The 22,668-nt window shown below is 65.3% G+C and carries 21 protein-coding genes; 8 read left to right on the top strand and 13 right to left on the bottom strand.

Annotation, left to right across the window (positions count from 1 at the left end; all coding sequences use genetic code 11):
* Positions 1 to 118: 118 nt before the first annotated feature.
* The 6 genes from Q9R30_RS13895 to Q9R30_RS13870 all read right to left on the bottom strand — a co-directional run bounded on the left by Q9R30_RS13895 (position 119) and on the right by Q9R30_RS13870 (position 8,341).
* Positions 119 to 1,183: a Gfo/Idh/MocA family oxidoreductase gene (locus Q9R30_RS13895; RefSeq protein ID WP_311217899.1), complete on the bottom strand. Its 1,065-nt coding sequence runs from the start codon at positions 1,181 to 1,183 to the stop codon at positions 119 to 121.
* A gap of 209 nt (positions 1,184 to 1,392) precedes the next feature.
* Positions 1,393 to 3,111, bottom strand: coding sequence for an ABC transporter family substrate-binding protein (locus Q9R30_RS13890; RefSeq protein WP_311217898.1), 1,719 nt, complete (start codon positions 3,109 to 3,111; stop codon positions 1,393 to 1,395).
* 54 nt (positions 3,112 to 3,165) lie between these two features.
* On the bottom strand, positions 3,166 to 5,403 hold the full coding sequence (locus Q9R30_RS13885) for an ABC transporter ATP-binding protein (RefSeq protein WP_311217897.1): 2,238 nt from the start codon (positions 5,401 to 5,403) through the stop codon (positions 3,166 to 3,168).
* The gene (locus Q9R30_RS13880; RefSeq protein ID WP_104999434.1) at positions 5,400 to 6,389 is read right to left on the bottom strand and encodes an ABC transporter permease; all 990 of its coding nucleotides are present in this window, start codon (positions 6,387 to 6,389) and stop codon (positions 5,400 to 5,402) included. The genes Q9R30_RS13885 and Q9R30_RS13880 overlap by 4 nt, the downstream gene beginning before the upstream one ends.
* Before the next feature lie 2 nt (positions 6,390 to 6,391).
* The gene (locus tag Q9R30_RS13875) at positions 6,392 to 7,375 is read right to left on the bottom strand and encodes an ABC transporter permease (protein WP_104999435.1); all 984 of its coding nucleotides are present in this window, start codon (positions 7,373 to 7,375) and stop codon (positions 6,392 to 6,394) included.
* 357 nt (positions 7,376 to 7,732) lie between these two features.
* Positions 7,733 to 8,341 (bottom strand): helix-turn-helix domain-containing protein, encoded by a 609-nt coding sequence (locus tag Q9R30_RS13870; protein WP_311217896.1) that lies wholly within the window; start codon positions 8,339 to 8,341, stop codon positions 7,733 to 7,735.
* Between the two features lie 123 nt (positions 8,342 to 8,464).
* On the opposite strand from Q9R30_RS13870, the gene Q9R30_RS13865 reads away from it, so the two are divergent.
* The 6 genes from Q9R30_RS13865 (at position 8,465) to Q9R30_RS13840 (ending at position 13,635) form a co-directional block, all read left to right on the top strand.
* Positions 8,465 to 9,022, top strand: coding sequence for an NAD(P)H-dependent oxidoreductase (locus tag Q9R30_RS13865; RefSeq protein WP_104999437.1), 558 nt, complete (start codon positions 8,465 to 8,467; stop codon positions 9,020 to 9,022).
* A 111-nt stretch (positions 9,023 to 9,133) separates the two neighbouring features.
* Complete coding sequence (gene ligD, locus Q9R30_RS13860) at positions 9,134 to 10,378, top strand: non-homologous end-joining DNA ligase (protein WP_311217895.1); 1,245 nt, start codon at positions 9,134 to 9,136, stop codon at positions 10,376 to 10,378.
* Between the two features lie 127 nt (positions 10,379 to 10,505).
* Entirely contained in the window at positions 10,506 to 11,294 is a 789-nt protein-coding gene (locus Q9R30_RS13855) for a hypothetical protein (RefSeq protein WP_311217894.1), read from the top strand.
* An 88-nt stretch (positions 11,295 to 11,382) separates the two neighbouring features.
* Positions 11,383 to 12,675, top strand: a complete 1,293-nt coding sequence (locus Q9R30_RS13850; RefSeq protein ID WP_311217893.1) for a PLP-dependent aminotransferase family protein — start codon at positions 11,383 to 11,385, stop codon at positions 12,673 to 12,675.
* A 44-nt stretch (positions 12,676 to 12,719) separates the two neighbouring features.
* A complete protein-coding gene (locus tag Q9R30_RS13845) occupies positions 12,720 to 13,148 on the top strand; it encodes a universal stress protein (protein WP_104999440.1) in 429 nt (142 codons plus the stop codon).
* A 151-nt stretch (positions 13,149 to 13,299) separates the two neighbouring features.
* Positions 13,300 to 13,635 carry a hypothetical protein gene (locus tag Q9R30_RS13840; RefSeq protein WP_104999441.1) on the top strand — a complete coding sequence of 112 codons (336 nt, stop codon included), beginning with the start codon at positions 13,300 to 13,302 and terminating at the stop codon, positions 13,633 to 13,635.
* A gap of 32 nt (positions 13,636 to 13,667) precedes the next feature.
* Here Q9R30_RS13840 and Q9R30_RS13835 read toward each other — a convergent pair whose 3' ends face one another.
* The 5 genes from Q9R30_RS13835 to Q9R30_RS13815 form a co-directional block, all read right to left on the bottom strand.
* Positions 13,668 to 14,288: a phosphatase PAP2 family protein gene (locus Q9R30_RS13835; protein WP_104999442.1), complete on the bottom strand. Its 621-nt coding sequence runs from the start codon at positions 14,286 to 14,288 to the stop codon at positions 13,668 to 13,670.
* Positions 14,289 to 14,297: 9 nt separating this feature from the next.
* Complete coding sequence (locus Q9R30_RS13830; protein ID WP_104999443.1) at positions 14,298 to 15,782, bottom strand: dihydrolipoamide acetyltransferase family protein; 1,485 nt, start codon at positions 15,780 to 15,782, stop codon at positions 14,298 to 14,300.
* 21 nt (positions 15,783 to 15,803) lie between these two features.
* On the bottom strand, positions 15,804 to 16,784 hold the full coding sequence (locus tag Q9R30_RS13825) for an alpha-ketoacid dehydrogenase subunit beta (protein ID WP_311217892.1): 981 nt from the start codon (positions 16,782 to 16,784) through the stop codon (positions 15,804 to 15,806).
* Positions 16,784 to 18,025, bottom strand: a complete 1,242-nt coding sequence (gene pdhA / locus Q9R30_RS13820) for a pyruvate dehydrogenase (acetyl-transferring) E1 component subunit alpha (protein ID WP_311217891.1) — start codon at positions 18,023 to 18,025, stop codon at positions 16,784 to 16,786. Before pdhA ends, Q9R30_RS13825 begins: the two co-directional genes overlap by 1 nt.
* A 149-nt stretch (positions 18,026 to 18,174) precedes the next feature.
* On the bottom strand, positions 18,175 to 19,293 hold the full coding sequence (locus Q9R30_RS13815) for a histidinol-phosphate transaminase (RefSeq protein ID WP_311217890.1): 1,119 nt from the start codon (positions 19,291 to 19,293) through the stop codon (positions 18,175 to 18,177).
* Between the two features lie 126 nt (positions 19,294 to 19,419).
* Here Q9R30_RS13815 and Q9R30_RS13810 point away from each other — a divergent pair, with 126 nt between their 5' ends.
* Both Q9R30_RS13810 and Q9R30_RS13805 read left to right on the top strand, forming a co-directional pair.
* Positions 19,420 to 20,298: an endonuclease/exonuclease/phosphatase family protein gene (locus tag Q9R30_RS13810; RefSeq protein WP_104999447.1), complete on the top strand. Its 879-nt coding sequence runs from the start codon at positions 19,420 to 19,422 to the stop codon at positions 20,296 to 20,298.
* A gap of 115 nt (positions 20,299 to 20,413) precedes the next feature.
* A complete protein-coding gene (locus tag Q9R30_RS13805; RefSeq protein WP_104999448.1) occupies positions 20,414 to 20,839 on the top strand; it encodes a phage holin family protein in 426 nt (141 codons plus the stop codon).
* A 32-nt stretch (positions 20,840 to 20,871) separates the two neighbouring features.
* Here the strand turns inward: Q9R30_RS13805 and Q9R30_RS13800 are convergent, their stop codons facing one another.
* Both Q9R30_RS13800 and Q9R30_RS13795 read right to left on the bottom strand, forming a co-directional pair.
* Positions 20,872 to 22,218: a hypothetical protein gene (locus tag Q9R30_RS13800; protein ID WP_311217889.1), complete on the bottom strand. Its 1,347-nt coding sequence runs from the start codon at positions 22,216 to 22,218 to the stop codon at positions 20,872 to 20,874.
* On the bottom strand, positions 22,218 to 22,520 hold the full coding sequence (locus tag Q9R30_RS13795) for a hypothetical protein (RefSeq protein WP_311217888.1): 303 nt from the start codon (positions 22,518 to 22,520) through the stop codon (positions 22,218 to 22,220). Before Q9R30_RS13795 ends, Q9R30_RS13800 begins: the two co-directional genes overlap by 1 nt.
* Positions 22,521 to 22,668: the final 148 nt, after the last annotated feature.

Here is a 22,668-nt window from a genome sequence, read left to right as displayed (position 1 = left end):
CCACAACCTGCCGCTCGTCGCCGACTGGCACGAACTGGTTTCGGCTTAAGTAGTCCATCGATTGCTCCGTACGCGTCGTTTTGAACCCCCTGAACGACACTTACGGAGCAATCGATGCTTAATGCGCGAGCTTTCGTGCTTCTTCTATTAGTTTGAGTGCCTCGACGGCCTCTTCCGGCTTGACCGGGAGGGGCTTGGGGGACGTCGCTCCGCCGTCGAGGATTTTGTCCGCGAGGATCCGGTAGAACTCGGGGTAGGCGCCGCGTTCGGTGGGCAGGGCGTCGAGGTGGCCATCGCGGCCCAGCAGTCCTGCCCATTCCGGCGCCTCCTCCCCGTATTCGGCGTCCAACGGGCTGCCTCCCGCGGCGATGTACGGCTCCTGCGGGTCCACGCCTTTCTTCGTGAATCCGCCAACGGAACCCAGCACCCGGAACCGCGGTCCCTGCTGGGCGCACATCATGTTCATGGTCAGGTGGCTCAAAACACCGGATTCGTGCCGAAGTACCAGGAACACGTCGTCGTCCGCCCGCTCGTCCGACCTGCGTGCCTTCAACTCTGCGTGGACCACGGAGGCCGGGCCAAAGAGCTGGAGCGCCTGGTCGATCAGGTGGCTGCCCAGATCGAACAGCGTACCGCCGCCCTCCGCCGCGGTGGCGCGCGCCTTCCAGGCCTTCGCGATGGCCGGTGACCACCGCTCGAAGCGGGACTCGAACCGCGTGACCTTGCCCAGCGCGTCAGCGGACAGGAGTTTTTGCACCGTCAGAAAGTCGCCGTCCCACCGCCGGTTCTGGAATACCGTCAGGAGCCGCCCCAGCTCCTCGGCCAGCGTGGTCAACTCCTGGCCTTGTCCACTCGTCACGGCGAACGGCTTGTCCACCACTACATCCAGGCCTGCCTCCAGGGCCGCCTTGGCCAAGGGATAGTGGGTAGCCGGCGGTGTTCCCAGGACCACGAGGTCCACCTCATCCGCGCGGGCAAGGACCGCCTGGCCATCCGGTACTGTCCGCACCCCCGGATACCGGGCGGTGGCCGCGGCGTCCCTGCCGGGGTTGGAGGTGGCGATGAGATCCAGCGAATAGCGGGGGTCCGCCGCTATCAGGGGGGCGTGGAACACGCTTCCGGAAAGCCCGAACCCCACGACGGCGGTACGGATGGTGCGCTGTGAAGCTTGGTCCCCGGTCATGGTCCTACGCTACTCCCGCCAGGCTTGGTTGCGCGGCGCCGAAATGGGGGCGTTAGGTGAGAGAGCGTTCCAAGGAAACCCACGTTAAGTGAGAGAGCGTTCCAAGGAAACCCACGTTAAGTGAGAGAGCGACGAGGGGCCGGGCAGACGGCGAAGGCCGGCACCCATATCCCCAGGGAGTGCCGGCCTTCGCTATAGAGCGGGCAGCGCTACTTCTTTTCCCAGCCGAGGGTGGTCCAGTCCGGAACCTGCGAAAGGCTCTGGAACAGGGACGGGCCGTAGTTGGCCAGGCCGGTGCGGACGAAGGAGATCTGCGGGCCGTTCATGACCACGCCCATGGAGTAGTACTTCGCCATGTGCTCCTTCTCCACGTCCATGGCCGCCTTGTTGCGCTTGGCGTTGTCCTCGATGGACGCCAGGTCCGCGATCTTCTTGTCCAGCTCGGCGTCGCCCAGCTGGTTTTCGTTGGTCTTGGAGTCGTAGTACTGCTTGACGGCGGACGTGGCGTCCGCGCCAACCGTGTAACCGGAAACGCTCATGTCGAACTCACGGGCACCCAGGACCTTGCCGAAGTCGGCAGAAGCGCGCTGGTCGATGCCGACATCCATGCCGCCGGCCTGGAGCTGCTTCTGCAGGGTCTGGGTGAAGGCGAGGGTGGTGGGGTCGTCACCGAAGTTGCTGATCTTGAAGGCGGCGGGCTTGCCGTCCTTCTCCATGATGCCGTTGGCGTTCGCCTTGTAGCCGGCGTCGGTCAGGACCTTCTTGGCGGCATCCGGACCGGTTTCCTTCACGGGGTAGTTGTCCTGGTAGTACTCGGAGAAAGGCAGCAGCATCATGGAGCCGGAGCTGGGCTCTTCCCAGTTCAGGCCGTTGAAGCGGACCTTGCGGAGGGCTTCGCGGTCGACGGCGGCGAAGATCGCCTTGCGGACAGCCACATCGGTGATGCGCTGGGCGTTGAGGTTCATGCCGCCGGCAAACAGGCGCTGCCCGCGGCGGACCTCGGAGTCCTTGGTGCCGTCAAGCTGCTTGTAGAGCGAGATGGTGTTGGCGGACATGGCGTCGATCTCGCCGTTCTTGAAGGCAGCGATCTGGGCACTGGTCTCAAGCTGGCGGAACACCACGTTCTCCAGGACCGGCTTGTTGCCCCACCACTTCTCGTTGGGAACCAGGGTGACGGTCTTGGCTGCGGTGTCGTATTGGTCCAGCTTGAACGGGCCGGCCATCCACTCCGGGTGCAGTTCGCCGTTGAAGCCCTCGTTGAAGATTTCGGGGCTGTTCACGGCGGGATGGATCAGGCCGAAGAACAGGTCCTCCAGCGGGTACACCGGCTGGCTGGTCTTGACGATGATTTCCTTGTCGCTGCTGCCGGCCTCGACGGACTCAACAAACTCGTACGATCCCGAGGAGACGATGTCGTAGCCGGCATCCGGGCTCTTGAGGATGTTCCAGGTGTTCTGGAAGGCCTTGATGTCGATGGGGGTGCCGTCGTTGTAGGTGGCCTTCTCGTTCACCTTGATGGTGATGGTTTGCTTGCCGTCCTTGACTTCGTTCTTGACGTCCTCGCAGAAGTCCTTGTTGGGGGTCGCCTTGCCCTCGAAGTCGACTTTCCAGCAGCCGCCGATGCCGCCGCTGTTCACGGCCACCGGGTTCATCGGAATCTGCAGCGCGGAGTTGTCCGCACTGTTGCCGTTGTTGGAGAATCCGTTGAAATCCGGGCCGATGTTGCCCAGCGGAAGCGTGACCTTGCCGCCCTGTTCAAGATCGGCTGCCGGCTTCTCATTGATGCTGATGAGCTTGGAGAGGTCGCTGCCTGCCTCCTGGCCCTTGGCCGTTTCCGGCCCGGTGGACCCGCCACCGCCGCCGCAGGCCGTCAGCGCCAGAGCTGCGGCAATGGCCGCCGCTCCGCCGATCCTGTTCAGATTCCTCATGGTGTTCCCTTCGTTGTTGCGAGTGGTGGTGCTGGTGATGGGTCGGTAAAAAACCTAGGGTGCGTGGTGGTCCGCCGCGTCATGGACCACCAGCATGTCCTCGTCCAGCTCCCCGTCGGGAAAGAAGCAGGCGAAGCGTTGGTCCAGTGCAGGCAGCGGGTGCGCCGCCAGGGCCTGGGCCGCCGGCGACGGCGGTACGGGCTCCAGAGGTGGTTCAAGAGTCAGGCACTTTTCCTGCTTCGCCACCGGCAGCGCTGCGAAAACGGGGCAGCGGGTGGCGAAGTTGCAGCCTTTGGGGGCGTCCAGCGGCGAGGGCAGGTCCCCCCGGAGGATGATGCGTTCCCGCGTGCGTTCCAGCTGCGGGTCCGGGACCGGAATAGCCGAGAGCAGGGCTCGGGTGTAGGGGTGGCGGGGATTGTCGAACACACGGTCCACCTCGCCGATCTCCACGATCTTTCCCAGGTACATCACGGCCACCCGGCTGGAAATGTGCCGGACCACGGAGAGGTCGTGGGCCACCAGAAGGTAGCTGAGGCCCAGTTCAGCGCGGAGCTTGTCGAGGAGGTTGATGACGCCGGCCTGGACGGAGACATCAAGGGCGGAGACGGGCTCGTCCAGGACAACGAGCTTCGGGTTCACGGCCAGGGCGCGGGCTATGCCGATCCGCTGGCGCTGGCCGCCGGAGAACTGGTTGGGAAAGCGGTTAACATGGTCCGGCTGCAGGCCCACCAGCTTCATGAGCTCCATGATGCGCTTCTTGATGGCCTGCCGGTCCATACCCGCGTTCTGGAGCGGCTCGGCGAGCACTTCGTAGACCGTGAAGCGCGGATCCAGTGCACCGGTGGGGTCCTGGAACACCATCTGGAGTTCACGGCGCATGGCGCTCTTGGTCCGGGCATCCGCGGCCTGCTTGTTGCTGATGCCGCCAATCACCACCTCGCCGTCCTGGTCCTTGTGGAATTCCATGATTTCCAGCAGCGTGGTGGTCTTGCCCGAGCCGGACTCCCCCACGATGGAGAAGCACTCCCCTTCGCGGATATCGAAGCTCAGACCGTCCACTGCCTTGATGGTGCCGATCCGTCTCTTGAGCAACGCGCCCCGGGTCAGTGGGAAGTGTTTGCGCACATCCTTGAGCTGCAGGACCGTTGAGCGCTCCTCCCGCGGGATGGCGTCGAAACGTGAGACGGGCACGGGCGGGGCGGCGAAGACATCGCGGACATCAACGTCACCGCCAAGGGACTCCGATTTGATGCAGGCAGCGCTGTGGTACGCGCTGCCCGGTACCGGGAGGAGCGCCGGCTCGCCATCGAGGCAGGCGTCCGCGGCGAGCGGGCAGCGGGGCGCGAACGAGCAGCCGGTGGGTGTGTGGACCAGGTTGGGCGGCATGCCCTCAATGGGGACCAGCGACGCCTTTTCCGCGACATCAACGCGTGGGACGGCGCCGAGCAGGCCCATGGTGTACGGCATCCGCGGGTTGTAGTAGAGGTCATCCACTGCCCCCGTCTCCACCGGCTTGCCGGCATACATCACCATGATGTCGTCGGCCATGCCGGCCACCACGCCGAGGTCGTGCGTGATCATCACGACGGCGGCACCTGTTTCCTCCTGCGCGGTATGCAGGACCTCCAGCACCTGGGCCTGGATGGTCACGTCCAGGGCCGTCGTCGGCTCATCCGCGATGAGCACCCGAGGGTTGTTGGCGATGGCGATGGCGATCATCACCCGCTGGCGCATGCCGCCGGAGAACTCGTGCGGGAAGGCCCTAAGCCGCTCCTTGGGGCTGGGGATGCCCACCATGGCAAGAAGTTCGACGGCGCGCGCCTCCTTCGCCTGCTTGCTCATGGCGGGGTTGTGGATGGTCAGCGCCTCGATTATCTGCGTGCCCACCGTGTAGACCGGCGTCAGGGAAGACAGCGGATCCTGGAAGACCATGGCCAGCTCATTGCCGCGGTACCCGCACATGGCTTTGTCGCTAAGGCCCAGCAGCTCCTTGCCCTTGAGCCGGACGGAGCCGGTGACCTCCGCCGTTGTGGGGAGGAGGCCCATGATGGCAAGGGATGTGACCGACTTGCCGGAGCCGGACTCACCCACGATGCCCAGCGTCCTTCCGGGCATCAGGTCGAAGTCCACTCCCCGGACGGCATGCACTACACCGTTTTCAGTGTTGAAGCGGACGTTCAGGTCCCGGACGGACAGGATTGCGTCCGTGGGTGCGTGCAGGCCCGCGACGTGCAGCCGCTCTACAGCTGACTGGGGCTGTCCAACCGGCCCGGCGGCAGTTTCGCTGCTCATGAGGCATTCCCCTTTACGCGGGTTTTCGGGGCGGTGCGTTTCCTGGCGCTGCCGGATGAACTTGAGCTGGGGTCGAAGGCATCCCGCAGGCCGTCGTTCATCATTGCCAGGGACCCGGTAAGGAGGAACATGACGGTCAACGGCACCCAAAACATCCAGGGGAAGGTCTGCACCTGGGACGTGGCGCCGCCGATCAGCACGCCGAGGCTCACATCCGGAACTTTGATGCCGATGCCGATGAAGGAGAAGGCAACTTCCGCGAGGATGGCACCGGTAACGCCGCGGGTGATGTCCAGGACCAGCAGCGACCCGATGTTGGGGACCAGGTGCCGCCACACGATCCTGCGTGCCGGGACGCCCATGTACTGGGCTGCCTTGACGAAGTCGCGCTGCATCAGTGACATGGACATGGACCGGATCAGCCTTGCCGTGCCCATCCAGCTGAAGACGAGCAGCACGATGATGAGCAGCAGCCACGACGGCAGGTCCCGCCTGAGCCCCTCACCTCCGCCGCTGGTGGCCACCGCCACTACCAGGAGGGCCGGCATCATGATGAGCGCTTCCAGGATGAAGAGCATCACCTTGTCCACCTTGCCGCCGAAGTAGGCCATGGTGCACCCGTAGACGGCGGCGACGAGCACCGAAACAAGCCCCACAATCAGGCCGATCAGGATGGAAATCCGCGTGCCCTCCACGGTCATCGCGTAGAGGTCGATGCCCGCCTGTGAGGTGCCCAGGTAGTGCTCGGCCGACGGCGGCATGCCGATGTTGAAGGGGTCGATCGTTTCCTTGTCCCAGGGGGTGAAGTATCCGCCCACGAAGGAAAAGAGGGTCAGGGCAAGGAAGATGGCAAGGCCCGCCACAGCCGTCTTGTTCCGCATGAACCGGCGGAAGATGATGGTGTTCTTGCCAATGACGACGTCGGCGTTCTCCAAGTGCGCGTCCTGGGCGACTGCGGCCGGATCAACCGCATTGAGGTTGGTCACGGCTACTGCACCCGCACTCTCGGGTCGACAAGGGTGGTGGCGAAATCCGCCAGTATGGCTCCGAGGGCGAAAATGACCGAACCGTACGCCAGGGTGGCGGTGGCGGCATTCACGTCCTGGAGCGAGATGGCGTCGATGCTCCACGAACCCACGCCTGGCCACGCGAAGATCTTTTCAGCGAAGAAGCCGCCTGCAAAGATGGCCGGGATTGTGAAGGCAATGCTTTGGGCCACCGGAATGAAGGAGACCCGCAGTGCATGCCGTGAGATCGCCTGGTTGCGGGTAAGCCCCTTGGCGCGGGCTGTCCGGACGAAGTCCGCGTTGACGTTGTCCAGGAGGTATTGGCGCTGGGCGATCTGGTAGGACCCCCAGCCCACCAACGTGATGGCCACCGTGGGAACCGCGTAGTGCGCCAGCATGTCGACGAACTGGGTCCAGCCAGGCTCTATGCCAGGGGTGGAGATGCCGGTGACGAAGAAGATGCGCTCGCCCACGGTTTCGTTGATATTGATGGCGCCCAGCTGCACCAGGAAGTAGGCAATCGGGGCGGGAACGATGTAGGCAAGGTAGCTGTACGACGTGATGGCCCGGTCCTGGAACTTGTACTGGCGCGCGGCCGAGTAGACTCCCAGGGCCACGCCGATCACCAGGGTGAGGATGATGGAGGCCAGGAAGAGTCGCGTGGAGATCCAGACACGGTCCCCGAACTCGGCGTTGATGAAGGCGCCGTTGGGGCTCCGGCCCCAGTCCCAGCGGGTCACGATCGCGGTGAGCCATTCGACGTACCGTTCCCACGGGCTGAGATCGGGATCGAGGCCCTTCAGCCGCATGGAGTTTGCCACCTGCTCCGGGGTTGGGCGGGGAATCCGTTCCTGTTCAAGCAGCGCGGGCTTCAGGGAGCTGACCGCCAGGAAATATCCGGCCGAGGTGGTCAGGAAGATCATGAAGATGTACGTGATGCCGCGCTTGGCGAGGTACCTGAACATGGGGCGTTATTTCCGTTTCGCCGCCACGGGCCGGGGGAAGGAGCACAGCGGTATCCACTGGCGCGCCGGGGTGTTGGGCCTGTCAACAATCACGTGCTGGATCCTTCCGTCATCCCCGGCTAAGCGGGGGTTGTGCCGCTTCACCAGGTCCTCCGCCAGCGGGTAGCTGGCCTCCCGCAGCCTTGGCAGGCCACGTCCTGATGGACTATGTCGCGGGTCACATTCCAGAGGAAACTACCACAGGCCCCGAGCGAAAATGCGGGCGGACGCCCGGAAAGCTACCCGCCCGTATCAGATCGTTATGAATAAGTTTGTGAAGTTCGCGTGACTGGACGGCCGGCCCGGAACTGGCGTAATCTACGCGCCGCGGACCACCCGTGTGACAAGCTCCCGCCATGAGGCCGCCAACCGTTCGGGGGCTACGCCGTGGACTTTCACCAAGGTCAGCAGCCGCTCCGGGTCAAGGGTGGCGCTAAGGGATCCCGCCATCAGCCAGGGGTCGGGTTGGAATCCCTCTTCCTGGAGCAGCACCTCGATATGGCGGTGCCAGAGGGACGCGGGAGGCGCTTCGAAGCGGCCCCGCGCTGCATTCTCCGCCGCGAGCACGAGCTCGCCGAACTCCATCACGTAGGCGATTCTTGCGGCACCGAACGCGATGAGCCGCTCCAGCCCGGGAGCGCCGGGCCCCAGTGGCGGCGGCCCAAAAAGGAAACGCGCCTGGAAGGCGGCCTCCGATTCACTCAGGAGGGTCAGCATCAGCCCGGCCCGGCTGCCGAACCGGCGGAAGACGGTGCCTTTGCCCACGCCGGCGTGCTCAGCGAGCCGGTCCATGGTCAGGCCCTGGGCGCCGCATTCCTCAATAAGCTCCTGCGCAGCCTTCAGCAGTCGCTCCCTGTTCCGCGCAGCATCGCTGCGTTCGGGGGAGGGTTCCGGGGTCAGCCCGGGCCGCAGTGGGATGAAGCTCACACCAGCTATTCTAAGGCCCGGGAATAATAAGCGGACCGCAGTCCGTTTAGTCTGGTGAAGGCAGTAACTGCCCCAGCTTTCAAACGGCAACGGCCCTCCCGCGGCCCCGATCCAGGAGTTCCCATGACCAAGAGCACCGTCCTTACCCTCGTCGGCAGCCTCCGCGCCGGCTCCACCAACCAGAAACTGGCCGAGGCAATCCAGCTGAACGCACCGGAGCAGGTGGACGTGGTGATCCACGAGAGCCTGGGCAACATCCCGTTCTACAACGAGGACATCGATGTGGAGGGCCAGGTGCCCGAGGCAGCCGCCGCGCTCCGCGCCGCCGCCAATGGGGCGGACACGCTGCTGCTCGTCACTCCGGAGCACAACGGAACGGTGCCGGCCGCACTGAAGAACGCCATCGACTGGCTGTCCCGCCCCTTCGGTGCCGGCGCCCTCGCCGGCAAGCCCACCGCCGTCGTCGGAACTGCCTTTGGCCAGTACGGCGGGGTCTGGGCCCAGGACGAGGCCCGCAAGGCTGCTGGCATCGCCGGCGCCCAGATCCTGGAGGACGTCAAGCTCGCCGTGCCCGGCTCCATGGTGCGCTTCGCTGAGCTCCACCCGAAGGACGACGCAGAGGTGGTGGAGCAGATCAAGGGTGTGTTCGACGCCCTCGCGGCCGCCCGGCCCGCAGCTTAACCGCATGCCTTCCGCGGTGCCCGGTGCAGAGGTCTGCGCCGGGCACTTCTGTTTAACCCGGCGGCCGCGCCCGCTCTGGCCGCACCATCCGATCGTTGCTAGCGTGACGGCATGAGCCCGTCGAAGACCCCGGCCGAAACCCTCACAATCGCCGGGACAGAGGTCCGCATCTCAAGCCCCGACAAGATGGTGTTCCCGGAACCGGGGCTGACGAAGCTGGACCTGGTGCAGTATTACCTTTCCGTCGCGGAGGGCGCACTGCGCGGTGCAGGCGGGCGGCCGATGGTCCTCAAGCGTTTCCCCAAGGGCATCGGCGCCGAGCCGTTCTTCCAGAAGCGCGTGCCGGAGAACCACCCGGACTTCATTGACACGGCAACACTGCACTACGCATCCGGGACATCGGCCGAAGAGGCGGTCATCCGTGACGCCGCAGGCCTGGCCTGGGTGGTTAATCTCGGGTGCTTGGACCTCAACCCCCACCCTGTGCGCGCGGAGGACCTGGAGCACCCCGATGAGCTCCGCGTGGACCTCGATCCGATGCCGGGCGTGGACTGGTCTCAGATCGTCGACGTCGCCTATGTGGCGAGGGAGGTGCTCGATGACGTGGGCCTGGCGGGGTGGCCAAAGACCAGCGGATCGCGCGGGCTCCACATCCTGGTGCGCATCGCGCCGCAGTGGTCCTACCGTGACGTGCGGCTCGCCGCCGAGACCCTCGCCCGCGAGGTGGAAAGCCGCGCCCCGGGCCTGGCCACCGCGCGATGGTGGAAGGAGGAGCGCGGGGAGAGCGTGTTTGTGGACTTCAACCAGAACGCCAAAGACCGCACGGTGGCATCGGCCTACTCGGTCCGGCCCCTCCCCGATGCCCGGGTCTCCACGCCGCTGGCGTGGAATGAAGTCCGCTCCGCCCGGCCCGAAGAGTTCACGGTCCTTACAGTGCCCGGGCGCTTCGCTGCTATGGGCGACCCCCACGCGGGGATCGACGACGCAGTGGGGAACCTGGATGCACTCCTGGCTCTTGCTGCCGAGCTGGGAACCGCCGAGAAGGCGCCACGGGCCGGGGACGGCTCCGGCCGCCGGCAGTCCGTGATGCCGCTCATCGAAGTGGCCCGGACCAGGACCAAACCCGAGGCGCAGGCTGCCCTTGAGGAGTGGAAATCCCGGCATGCCGGCCTTGTCCAGGCCCTCCATCCCGCAGACGTCATGGTGGACGGGATGCGCGGATCGAGTTCGCTCTGGTACCGGGTGCGGGTGAACCTGCAGCATGTCCCGGAGGCGGAGCGCCCGGCTCAGGAGGAACTCATCGCGGACTACGATCCATGGGCTGGCAGGGAATGGCCGGGCCAGCCGGCGTCCTGACTGCGGTGCCGCCAGCCGCAAGGCCGTGACCAACTCTTATCCCAACCGGTACCTTCCCGGCATTCCCGTCCCAAAACCCCGGCCGTAACGTTAATCCACCGGACCGGACAAGGAGTGCGGTGGAGGCATGCCAGCAAGGTGGAATGCAGGAGAACGCAGGGCACGGCTGCGGGCAGCAGCAGCGGCCAGCCTCACGCTTCCGTTGTGGCTCGGCGCCTGTGCACTCCAGGCCCCCCAGGAGTCGACCCGGGCGTCTTCCGTCCCGCAGGCACTCAACAGGAGCGCGCCGGCAGCAGCCCCGCAGTCCCTCACCCCCGCACCGCGGCCCCAGGATTCCGCGCCGTTGGAAGTACCGCCCACCCCCGCCGCACCCACGGACGAAACCGCATCCGGCCTCGCTGCCGGGCCGGGCGCGCCGAGTGCATCCCCCGCGGCAACCGGCAGTACCCCCGGGGACCGGCCAGCGGAAGCTTCGCTCCCCGCCGGCCCCGCAAAGGGCGAATCCAGGGCCGGCACGGTCACCGTTTACTACGTGCTCCTGGACGACGGCGGCAGGAACGGAGTGCGTTTTGGCTGCAATGACAGCCTGGTGGGCATAGCCCGCACCAGCCCTGCCGAAGAGGCGCTTCCTGCTGCCATGGGCGCGCTGCTGGACCCACCCGGCGACGTGCTGTCCAAGCATGAACCGGAGGCCTACAACGCCCTGTCCGGGTCGCGGCTGAAGTTCCTTTCGGGCAGCTTCGACGGCACCACTGTCACGGTGTATCTCGCCGGGGTCCTTCGGCCCGGGGGAACGTGCGATGTGCCCCGCATGGAAGCTCAGCTCACGCAAACTGCCGTGGCGGCCGCCGGCGCCGTCAGGGCAGAGATCTACGTGAACGGACGGACCCTGGCGGATGCCTTGGAGCTCGACTAGGGCGCTTTGCGCCTAGGGCGACTCCCGGCGTGACTCATAGATATACAATTGTTGCTTTTTAGGCAACAGTTCGCGCTATCCTGATGGTGTGAGCCACGAAACACTTGACGCCGCAGCAGGGACGCTGCCGGCCGAAGCCATTGATGCCATCGAGCGGGCGGCTACCTCCGCCCACCGCCATGAAGAACTGTTTTCAGAGCGGGCCGCTAATATCCGGCAGTCAGCCGTCAGGGATGTCTTTGACATCTCCATGCGTCCGGGCCTTGTCTCGCTGGCCGGCGGAAGTCCCTACCTGCAGTCCCTGCCGCTGGACCGGCTGGCCGCAACAGCCGCCAAAATCATCGCGGACGACGGGCTAACGGCACTGCAGTACAGCAGCGGGCAAGGGTCCGATGAGCTCCGCGCCCAGGTCTGCGAGGTGATGGCGGCCGAAGGCATCCTGGATGCCCTGCCGCAGAACGTGGTGGTCACCGCCGGTTCGCAGTCCGCGCAGGATGTGGCCACCAAAGTCTTCTGCAATCCGGGCGACGTGGTTCTCGTGGAGGATCCCACCTACGTGGGTGCACTCAACACATTCGAGGCGTACCAGGTGCAGGTTGAAACCGTGGGGATGGACCAGTCCGGCCTGGTGCCGGAACTGCTGGAGGCGCGTATTGCCGCGCTCCAAACGGCCGGAAAAAACATCAAGTTCCTGTACACCATCCCCAGCTTCAACAACCCCTCGGGGATAACGCTCGCAAAGGAGCGGCGCCAGCAGGTGGTGGACATATGCCGCAACGCGAATATCCTGGTGATCGAGGACAACCCCTACGGCCTGCTCCGCTTCAGCGGTGAGCCACTGAAGCCGCTCCGCGCAGAAAACCCGGACGACGTCATCTACATGGGTTCTTTCTCCAAGATTTTCGCCCCCGGACTGCGGATCGGCTGGGCCCTGGTTCCCGAACACCTGCAGCGCCGGTACTACCTGGCGGCCGAAGCCGTGACGCTGTGTCCGCCGGCCTTCAACCAGATGCTGGTCTCCGCGTACCTCCGCGAGTACGACTGGAGGGGCCAGATCCAGACCTACCGCGAGCTGTACGCCGAACGCTGTACCGCCATGCTCGCCGCCCTGGCCCGGGACATGCCGGCTGGAACCACCTGGACCAGCCCCGAGGGCGGCTTCTTCGTGTGGGTGACCCTCCCGGAGGGAGTGGACACTTATCCCCTGCTGCACAAGGCGATCGACGCCGGAGTGGTGTTCATCCCGGGGGCCGCCTTCACGCCGTCGGACGAACCGTCCAACAAGCTGCGCCTGGCCTTCAGCGCCGTGCCCCCGGAAGCCATCGCCGAAGGCGTGCGCCGCCTGGCGCCGGTGCTGCGGGAAGCCATCGCCGCGCTGTAGCCTTGGCCTGACCAGCGCCATTGAAACCAAGCAAAGGAGCACACATGAGCGGAATCATCGTTGTAGGGGTGGACGGCAGCGGGACGGCAAAGAAGGCAGCCGAAGCGGCGCGGGACCTCGCCGCGGCCCTCGGAGCCTCCCTCCATGTGGTGTCCGCCTTCGACAGCGACAAGACCGAGGTGTTCGGCAGCGGCAGTGACCGGTGGATCGTGTCCGACGCCGATGCCGCCGAGCACGTGGCACGGACAGTCGCAGAATCGCTGGGCAGGGACATCAAGGTGACGTACTCCGCCGCCCGCGGCAGGCCGGCCGACGCCCTCATCAAGGAGGCCCTGCGGATGGAAGCCCGGATCATCGTGGTGGGAAACCGCAGGATGCACGGTATTGGCCGCGTGCTTGGCAGCGTAGCCAACAGCGTTGCCCACAACGCCCCCTGCGACGTATACATCGCCAACACGTACGACGCCGACTAGCAAGGCTCCGCGGACACCATGCGGGAGCCACGCCCCTGCATGGTGTCCGTTCTCACGCCCGAAAGCGCCCTTCCGGCGCTGCCCCGACGATAAAATTGGATAAGCCCCCAACGGTGCGGACACCCACTACCACCACCATCAAGGGGCCCCGATGATTACCCTCCAGCGCCGCCATCTCGCAGGCCACGACATCCTCCTGGCCCGCCACGGCAACCACATCTGCTCCATGCGGGTTGACCGCAGCAATGACCGGGTAGTTGCCTTGCTGGACGACGGCAGCGTGGACAGCGCGCCGAACCTCATCGCTCCCGGCCTGAGGCATCCCGAGACCGTGGGCAGCGTATTGCGGGAGGACTGGAAGCTCCTTACGGCCTGGGCCGGCATGGCAGCGGCCATGGCTTTACTCATGACGGGTGCAGCAGTGGTTCTTGGTACCACGGCAGACCCTGCCGCTTTCGAAATATTCGCCGCGTACACCTCCTACTAAGGAGCGAACCCACCTCCTGCCGGGTTGCTTGGCTAAGGCACCATCCAGCCCTTGAGGGCCCACCAGATCCCGCCCATCACCACGCCGCCAAAGAGCGAGCCGGCTATTACCTGTGCACGGGAATGCGCGCGCAGCACCACACGGGACCAGCCCACGGCGGGCACCAGGAGCAGTAGCGGAAGCCACGCCGGCCCAAGCATGAGCACGGCGATCACGGCTGAAGAGGACATCGCCGCCGCGTGCCCGCTGATCTTCCAGAACGGGCTAACGGCCGCCAGCACCACCACCCCCGCCACCACGGCAAGGACCATTGCCACCACGCTTTGCGGCGCCCCCGCGGCGTCCAGCACCAGGAGCCCGGCCAGGATGCAGGCCAGCGCCATCAGCAGCACAGGCGCACGCTGCCGGCGGTCGCTGACGTGGTGGTCCGTCACCTTCCCCATCCGTACAAGCAGGAGCAGCAGGAACAGCGGGAGCACACAGACAAACAGGGCGGCCAGCGCTCCGTAGCCAATGGTTCCGGGGAACCCCGGCTGCGTCATGGGGCTGATCAGCAACTGGATGCCCACCACCACGGGTGGCTGGAACACCTCCGTCAGCCATCTCGCGACCCGGTTTTTCAGCCGGATGGCGCGGCTGCTGTTGGCGGCCACAGTGCTGTCCTAGTCCAGGAGGAGCGCCGGTTCCTCCAGGATGGCGGCGACGTCGGCCATAAAGCGGGCGGAGAGATCGCCGTCAACCACGCGGTGGTCGAATGATCCGCCAAGCGTCGTGATCCAGCGCGGGATCACTTCCCCGTCCAGGACCCAGGGCTTCTGCTTGATGGTTCCGAAGGCAACGATGGCAACCTCGCCCGGATTGATGATGGGAGTGCCGGTATCAATCCCGAGGGCACCGATGTTGGTGATGGTGAGCGTGCCGCCCTGCATCTCGGCGGGCTGGGTTTTGCCGGCCCTGGCGGTGACGGCCAGGTTGTTGAGCGCAAGCGCCAGTTCCTTCAGGGACAGGTCCTGGGCGTTCTTGATGTTCGGCACCATTAGCCCGCGGGGTGTGGCCGCCGCAATGCCCAGGTTCATGTAGTGCTTTACCTGGATCTCGGCGCCGCCGGCTCCGTCCGCGTTGTCCACCCACGTGGCATTGACGCTGGGGTTCCGCGCTGCCGCCCAGATCACGGCCTTGGCAAGGATAAGCAGCGGCGAGACTTTGATGCCCTCAAAATCCCGGGACGCCTTGAGCCGCTTGACGAATTCCATGGTGCGGCTGGCATCAACGTCGACGAAAATACTGACGTGCGGCGCCGCAAACGCGGAATCCACCATGGCCTTCGCCGTGGCTTTCCGGACGCCCTTGACGGGAATCCGTTCGATCCTCTGGTCCTGCGGCTTGCCGGCCTTCCCCCAGAACCCGTCCGCCTTGTCCAGTTCCGCGTCCCGCTGGGCCTGGTAGCTGACCAGGTCCTCCCGCGTGACCTCGCCGCGTGATCCGGTTGCCACCACGTCCGCCAGGTCAATGCCCAGGTCCCGGGCGATCTTGCGGACCGGAGGCTTCGCCAGCACGCGGTTGACGAGGCCTGTGATGGTGCCTCCCAGGGTGGGGCGGTTGTCGGCGGCGGCGTCCTGGCTGGTGCCGGGCGCCGCCGCATCCTGGATTTCCGCCGTCGAATGCGGCTGCACAGGCTCAACCTCGGGGGCGTTCGCCGTAAAGGCGGCAGCCGGCGACGCCTTCCGCGGCCTGCGCTTCACGGCGTCGGCCTTGGGCCCCGAACCCACCAGTGGACCGCCGGCCAGGGCACTGTCCTGCGTGCCGGCGTCGGACGCTGCCCCGTCCCCGGCAGGAAGCTTGCCGTACAGCGGCTGCACGGGCATCTCCGGGGCGCGGGTATCCGCGGGGGTCGGGTCCCCGGCAACATCATCGCTGACGCTGATGATGGCGGTGCCGACGTCGATGGTCACGCCTTCAGGGACCAGCAGTTCAGTGACGGTTCCCGCAAAAGGGGAGGGCAATTCCACGAGGGACTTGGCCGTTTCGATTTCGCAGAGGACGTCGTTGATGGCGACGGCGTCGCCCGGCTTGACCTTCCAGGAGACGATTTCGGCCTCGGTGAGTCCCTCGCCGACGTCGGGCAGGTTGAACTTGTTGAGAGTCATGGTGTCCTCGGTTGGAAAGCCTCAGTAGGAGAGGGCGCGGTCCAGCGCCTCCAGGATGCGGTCAATGTCCGGAAGGTAGTCTTCCTCCACCTTGGCAACCGGATAGGGCATGTGGAATCCGCCGACGCGGATCACAGGGGCCTCCAGTGAATGGAAGGCACGCTCGCTGATCCTGGCCGCGATCTCACCGCCGATGCCGCCGAACGTGGGTGCCTCATGTGCCACGATCAGCCGTCCGGTCTTCTGCACCGAGGCCGTGACGGTATCGAAGTCCAGCGGCGAGATGGACCGGAGGTCGATTACCTCCACGCTGTGGCCGTCCTCCTCCGCTGCGTTGGCGGCGGCAAGGGCAACCGGGACCAGCGGGCCGTACGCAACCACAGTTGCGTCCGTGCCGCTGCGGAGGACGTGGGCCTTGAAGGGATCGCCCGCCCGGCCCGGCGCCTGCACGTCCACCTCGCCCTTGAGCCAGTACCGGCGCTTGGGCTCGAAAATGATGACGGGATCCTGGCACTCCACGGCCTGCTGGACCATCCAGTACGCGTCATGCGCATTGGACGGCGTGATGATGCGCAGGCCTGCAGTGTGCGCGAACAGTGCCTCCGGGGACTCCGAGTGGTGCTCAACCGAACCGATTCCGCCGCCGTACGGGATGCGGATGACCACCGGGACCGTGAGGTTGCCGTTGCTGCGGGCGTGCATCTTGGCCAGCTGGGTGGTGATCTGGTTGAAACCGGGGAAGACGAACCCGTCGAACTGGATCTCGCAGACGGGGCTGTACCCGCTCAGGGCCAGGCCGATGGCGGTGCCGATGATCCCGGATTCGGCCAGTGGGGTATCCACCACGCGGTCCGGGCCGAACTCGCCGATCAGTCCGTCGGTCACCCTGTAGACCCCGCCCAGGGGCCCGATGTCTTCACCCATCAGCAGTGATTTGGGGTTTTGCGTGAGGGTTGCGCGGAGGCCTTCGTTGATGGCCTTGGCAATAGTCATGGTGGTCATCAGAGGCCTGCCTTTGCTGCTGCCTGCGCCGTTTCTTCGCCAGGCTCACCGGCCGCGAACCCCGCGCTGTAGTCCTCAAACCATGCAAGCTCCTCCGCCACCAGGGGGTGGGCTTCGGCGTAGGTATTGGCGAAGGCAGAGCGGATGTCAGGTGTCTCGAGGTCGTGGGTGGTGCGCCGGACGTAGGCGGCAAGCTCATCGCCGTCGGCCTTTACCTTCGCGAAGAAGGCGTCGTCGGCCAGGCCTTCCGAGCGGAGGTATTTCTCCACGCGCGCCAGGGGGTCCTTGGCCCGCCAGGCGTCTTCTTCCGACGACTGGCGGTACTTGGTGGGGTCATCGGCGGTGGTGTGCGCGCCCACCCGGTAGGTGAAGGCCTCGATCAGGACCGGGCCTTTGCCTTGGCGCGCGTGCTCCAAAGCCCATTCCGTGACGGCATGGACGGCTATCACGTCGTTGCCGTCCACGCGGATGCCCGGGAAGCCGTACCCCTTGGCGCGGTTGGACAGGGGGACACGGGTCTGGACGTTGGTGGGCACCGAAATGGCCCAGTGGTTGTTCTGGCAGAAGAACACCACCGGGGCGTTGTACGAGGAAGCGAAAACCATGGACTCGTGGACGTCGCCCTCGGAGCTGGCGCCGTCGCCGAAGTAGGCGATCACGGCAGCGTCCTCCCCTGCACCGGTGGCTCCCGTTGCTGCTGCCAGCTTCTGGTCGCGCTGGATCCCCATGGCGTAGCCCACGGCGTGGAGCGTCTGGGCTGCGAGGACCAGTGTGTAGAGGTGGAAGTTGGTGTCTTTCGGGTTCCAGCCGCCGTTTGACACTCCGCGGAACTGCCGGAGGAGCTCGGCCAGGTCCACGTTGCGGGTCAGGGCCACGCCGTGTTCGCGGTAGGTGGGGAAGATGTAGTCCTGCGGCTGGCTGGCCCTGCCGGAGCCGATCTGCGCAGCTTCCTGGCCGGTCAGCGGGACCCAGAGGGCCAGCTGCCCCTGGCGCTGCAGTGCCGTTGCCTCGACGTCAAACCGGCGGATTGCCGCCATGTCCGCATAGAGGCCGCGCAGGACTTCAGGGGTGATCTTCTGCGCGTACTCGGTGAAGACGGGGTCCAAACCAAGCTTTCCGTCCGGGCCCAGTAGCTGGACCATCTGCGCCGGGGGCTCGCCCATGACGGCCTCGGCATCAGCCTCGCGCTGGTCGTCTACCGCTGTTTCGTCGAACTCGGTGGAAGGCAGATGTGTGCCCATACCGTCTCCTCGCTTGCCGCATGCGGATGCAGTGCAATGTCGCTGGGATATATGCCTCAAAAGGAATAGATTCCATTTGAGGCATATATATTGCTGTACTGATCCTAACTTTATCTTCAGTAGGTAGCCGCAGAGCTACTTGTTAAGCGCTAGGAACCCTGTGGCGCGTTTGTATAGTTCGCACACAGCTGGAGGAACCGGGAGTTCGCCTCGGCCTCACCGATGCTCACCCTGACACCTTCGCCCGGGAATGCGCGGACGGACAGCGCCTTTGCCCCGGCCGCCTCGGCGAACTCGGCGCTGTGGGCGCCCAGTTTCAGCCAGACAAAGTTCCCCTGGGCATCGGGAACGGCCCACCCCAAGCTTCGGAGTCCTGCAGTGACCCGCTCCCGCTCATCAACCAGGCTTTGTACCCTTTCTACAACCTGGGGGAAGTTCTGCAGCGAAACAATTGCGGCCTTTTCAGCGATCTGCGACACGGCGAAGGGGGTTGCGGCCACCCTGAGGTGCTGCGTCAGCGCGGGGCTGGACACGCTGTAGCCTACCCGTAGCCCGGCCAGCCCGTGCGCCTTGGAGAAGGTCCGGAGCACCACCACGTTGGGGTACCTGCGGTACATGTCGATTCCATCCACCGCTTCGTCGTCCCGCACGAACTCCTGGTAGGCCTCGTCAATTACTACCACCACGTGAGGTGGGACGAGCCGGATGAATTCCTCGGTTTCCGCTGCGCGAAGGGCTGGGCCGGTTGGATTATTGGGTGTGCAGAGGAGGACCATTTTGGTCCGGGGCGTCACGGCGGCGGCCATCGCGGGGAGGTCGTGCCGGCCGTCGGCGGTGACGGGGATGCGCACGCCTTCAGCGCCGGAGAGGCCCACACTGATGGGGTACGCCTCAAAGGACCGCCAGGCGTAGATCACTTCATCCGGCGTGCCGTCGTCGTTCCGTCCCACGAAAGTGGCCAGGAGCTGGTTCAGGGCGCCAAGGCTGCCCGCACCCGTGACGATGTCGTCCGAAGGGACGCCCAGGAACGCGGACAGCTCGCCGCGGAGCCTGCTGCTGAGCGGGTCCGGATAACGGTTGAAGTCGGCCTGGTGCGCAATGGCATCCAGGACTGCGGGAAGCGGGGGCAGCGGATTCTCGTTCGAGGACAGCTTGTAGCTGGCCAGCCCGTCAACGACCGCGGGGGGCTTTCCGGCGGCGTAGCGGGGTAGCCGGGCCACCACCGGACGGGGCTGGACACCGCCCGTCACTGTCTCAGATGACGTCATGCAGACCAGCCTACTTCGCGGCACCCACCTGCGGGCACTGCTGGGTTCACCGTCCCTTAACCACTGCGTCACCCGCCACTGATGGGCTCGGGATCCCACGAGGACCAAGCAGAAAGACAACCTCAAATGAAGCGAAAGCTTGCCGCAACGCTCTCCGCGGCCGCCCTGGCCGTCGCCGGCGTACTCAGTGCCGGCGCACCTGCCATTGCCGCCGAGGAGGAGGAGGTGAAAACGACCGGGCTGAGCGATCTCCGGGTCATGTCCTACAACATCCACCATGGTGCCAGCGGCGATGACGTGCTCGACCTGGATCGGATTGCCAGGGAGATCGAATCCACTGGAGCGCAGATCGTCGGCCTCCAGGAAGTGGACAGGCACTGGTCCGCGCGCAGCAATTACCAGGACCAGGCGGCGTGGCTGGCGGAGCGTCTCGACATGCACTATGCATACGCAGCGAACCTGGACCTCGATCCGGAGCCGGGACGTACTGACCGGCGGCAGTACGGTACGGCTGTCCTCAGCAAATACCCCATTCTCAGTTCGCAGAACCACCTGCTGACCAACATCCAGTATGCAGAGAAGCCGACAGAGCAAAGGGGCCTGCTGGAAACAGTCATCAATGTGGAGGGCAACCACATCGGTTTTTACAACACGCACCTGGACCACCGCCGCAGCGAGCAGCGCCAACTGCAGGTCAAGGAAATCCTGGGTATCACCTCCGAATCCGACCGGCCCTCGTTGCTCGTGGGTGACCTGAACGCCGTTCCGGCCTCCACCGAGATGCAGCAGCTCATGACACGCTTCACGGACGTTTTTGCTGCGCTCGGCCAGGACCAGGCCTACACGATGCCCGTGGAGAATCCTGACCGTAGGATCGACTACATCCTCGGCCACGGTGATATCCGGCCCCGTTCCGCAGAGGTCATCAGCAGCGCCGCATCCGACCATCTGCCAATCGTCGCCGACGTTTCGGTGGCACGGAAGCCGAACGGCCTGGTGCGCTAAAAAGGACCACTCGGCATGGGCCACCACGAAAGCCCGGTTGTGTGGACATCCGCACCACCGGGCGTTTTCGTTTGTGGGTGCCGCGCCCACGCTGGCGCTGTGACAGCATAGGACCATGCGTTCATTCATTGGCCGGGTCCTCATCAACGCATTGGCATTGTGGATTGCCAGCTGGGTTCTTCCCGGCCTGGATATCACCACATCTGCTACAACGGACGCAGTAGCCAAGACCGGCGTGGCAGAGGGAACGGACGTGGCGGGAACCATCCTGGCGTACCTGTTCATCGGCCTGATCTTCGGATTAGTCAATGCGTTCATCCGCCCCTTAGTGAGCTTCCTGTCCCTCCCAATCACCATCCTGACGCTGGGCCTCTTCACCATCGTCATCAGCGCCGCGATGCTGTATGTGACGTCGTGGATCAGCAGCTTCACGCCGGTCCACTTCACCATTGATTCGTTTTTCTGGACGGCAGTGCTCGCGGCCATCATCATCACCCTGATCTCGCTGGTGGCCGGCCGGCTTGTGGGCGTCCGCCGGTAAGCGGGCACTTCGCTGTCCGGCCTCGCCCGGGCCTAGCGTCCTGCATAACCACGTCCCGGTTTGTGCCAATCAGCGGAGGCCGCGGCAGGTGCGGGGGCCCTTGTCCTCGACAGGGAAAACCGCGTGGCCGTAGCGGTGCCTCCCGTCCCGAGTATGGCGCCCAGCGCCGCGGTGGACTCCACCAGCGAAGGGTCGCGGCTTTGTGCCACGAGCCGGGCACCGTTTTGGTAGCTGCTTAGCTGATGGCCCGGACCTATGCCTACATCCTCCCCCGTCTGAACGTACAAGTCATTGGTCATGGTGACCGTGACCCGGTTTCTGGCGTCCGGGTTTGGTGCGCCGTCGGCCCCGGGGACCCAGTCCGTCCGGTGCTCAAGGTGGAGGCTGCTGACGTCCGGCTTTGATGCAATGTGGGCGACGGGCGATCCCGCGGTCAGGACGTACCTGAGGTCGTATTCCTCCAGGAAGGCGCCGCTTGCTGCCAGGTTCATCGCGTGGATGCCCCCTTGGCTGTAACCGACGCCCACTATAGGGTCACCCTTCCTGGCGCCGGCTGCTTCAAGGGCTTCCCGAACAGCCTTGTTGACACTTTCCGAGCTGTCTCCCACGCCTTCGACTATGCCGTCCAGGTCAAAGGGATTTGCGCCCCCCGCAGCGTCACGCAGCTGGGTCCCCGGGATCACCACCACATAGGCTCTACGCCCGCCGCCATCAACTTCGATGACCTCGATATAGCCGGCTCCGCGTTCATCAATTACCCGGACACGTTCCAGCAGGCCTGACGGAGAAGGGTCCAGGACAATCGGAATACTTTCCTCCCTGGTGACTGCCAACGGGCGAGGCTTTAGTGCTGGAATCACGACATCCGCCAGCGCCTTGAGGAAGGGGGAGACAAAGGCGGCATTGCCGATGACGTTCTCGGTGGCGCTTCGGCTGAGAAACCCTGTCCGCCAGAAGTCCGCGTGGCGTTGCAGCTCTCCTTCGACGTTTGGAACTCCAAGACCGCGGGCAGCGCCTGCCAGCCGCTCCGCCATTTCGTAGTCGTGATTGCAGGCCCGGACCTGGCTGCTGATGCTCTGCAGTTCGGTCCGGACCACCTGGACGCTCCGCCCAGCCCCACCCACCGCATTCAGGGCCATGGTTCCCGTCCACCGGGGCAGATCCTGGAATGGAGCGAGGTCCTCCCAGACGCGGCGGACCTCAACCTCGATCCCGGCAAGCCTGCCTGCCAGGTCATCCAGTTTTTCGGCGCCGCCCGTAAGCTCCTCGAGCTGGAAGCTGATACCGCCCACGCCTCCCCGGATCGCCAGGGTGCCATGGTCCGCTGGGCCGGAGACCCGGATGGGCCCGCCGCTGCCCGAAGGCGTGGCCTCGGCCATCAGGGCCTGCCGCTGTAGGAGCAGGCCGCCGCCAAGGTCTCCTGGCTGTGCCTGGCCACAGCTGCCTTTGCCTCAGTCAAGGATTCAAGGGAACGGCGAAGGGCGACAGCCTGCAATGACACGGAATCCCGGTATACTCGGCCGGCCGGCGACTCCCATTGCAGCAACTGGATGTCCCTGAATCCGGCCAGGACTTCCTCTGCCCGGACCAGGCAGACCGCCAAGCGATCGGCCAACTGGTCCACCTGGGAAACACGGATCATGCCGGCCTGCAGGTCAGCGCCCGCCAAGTCTCTGCCCATTGCCCTTCCACCACACCTTTGCCTGTTGCATCCGAAAACTCCCCGGCCCTATCCGGGAACTGCCTTTCCACTCCGGACGCTACGGAGCGGCCGCTCCGGACTGAAGAGCCGTCGCCGGCTATGTGGACAAGTAACGCGGACAGCGGCC

Source organism: Arthrobacter sp. AB6 (assembly GCF_031844545.1).
GTDB lineage: Bacteria > Actinomycetota > Actinomycetes > Actinomycetales > Micrococcaceae > Arthrobacter.
Note: the sequence above shows the minus strand (reverse complement) of the source record. Positions and strands in the feature narration are given on the sequence as shown.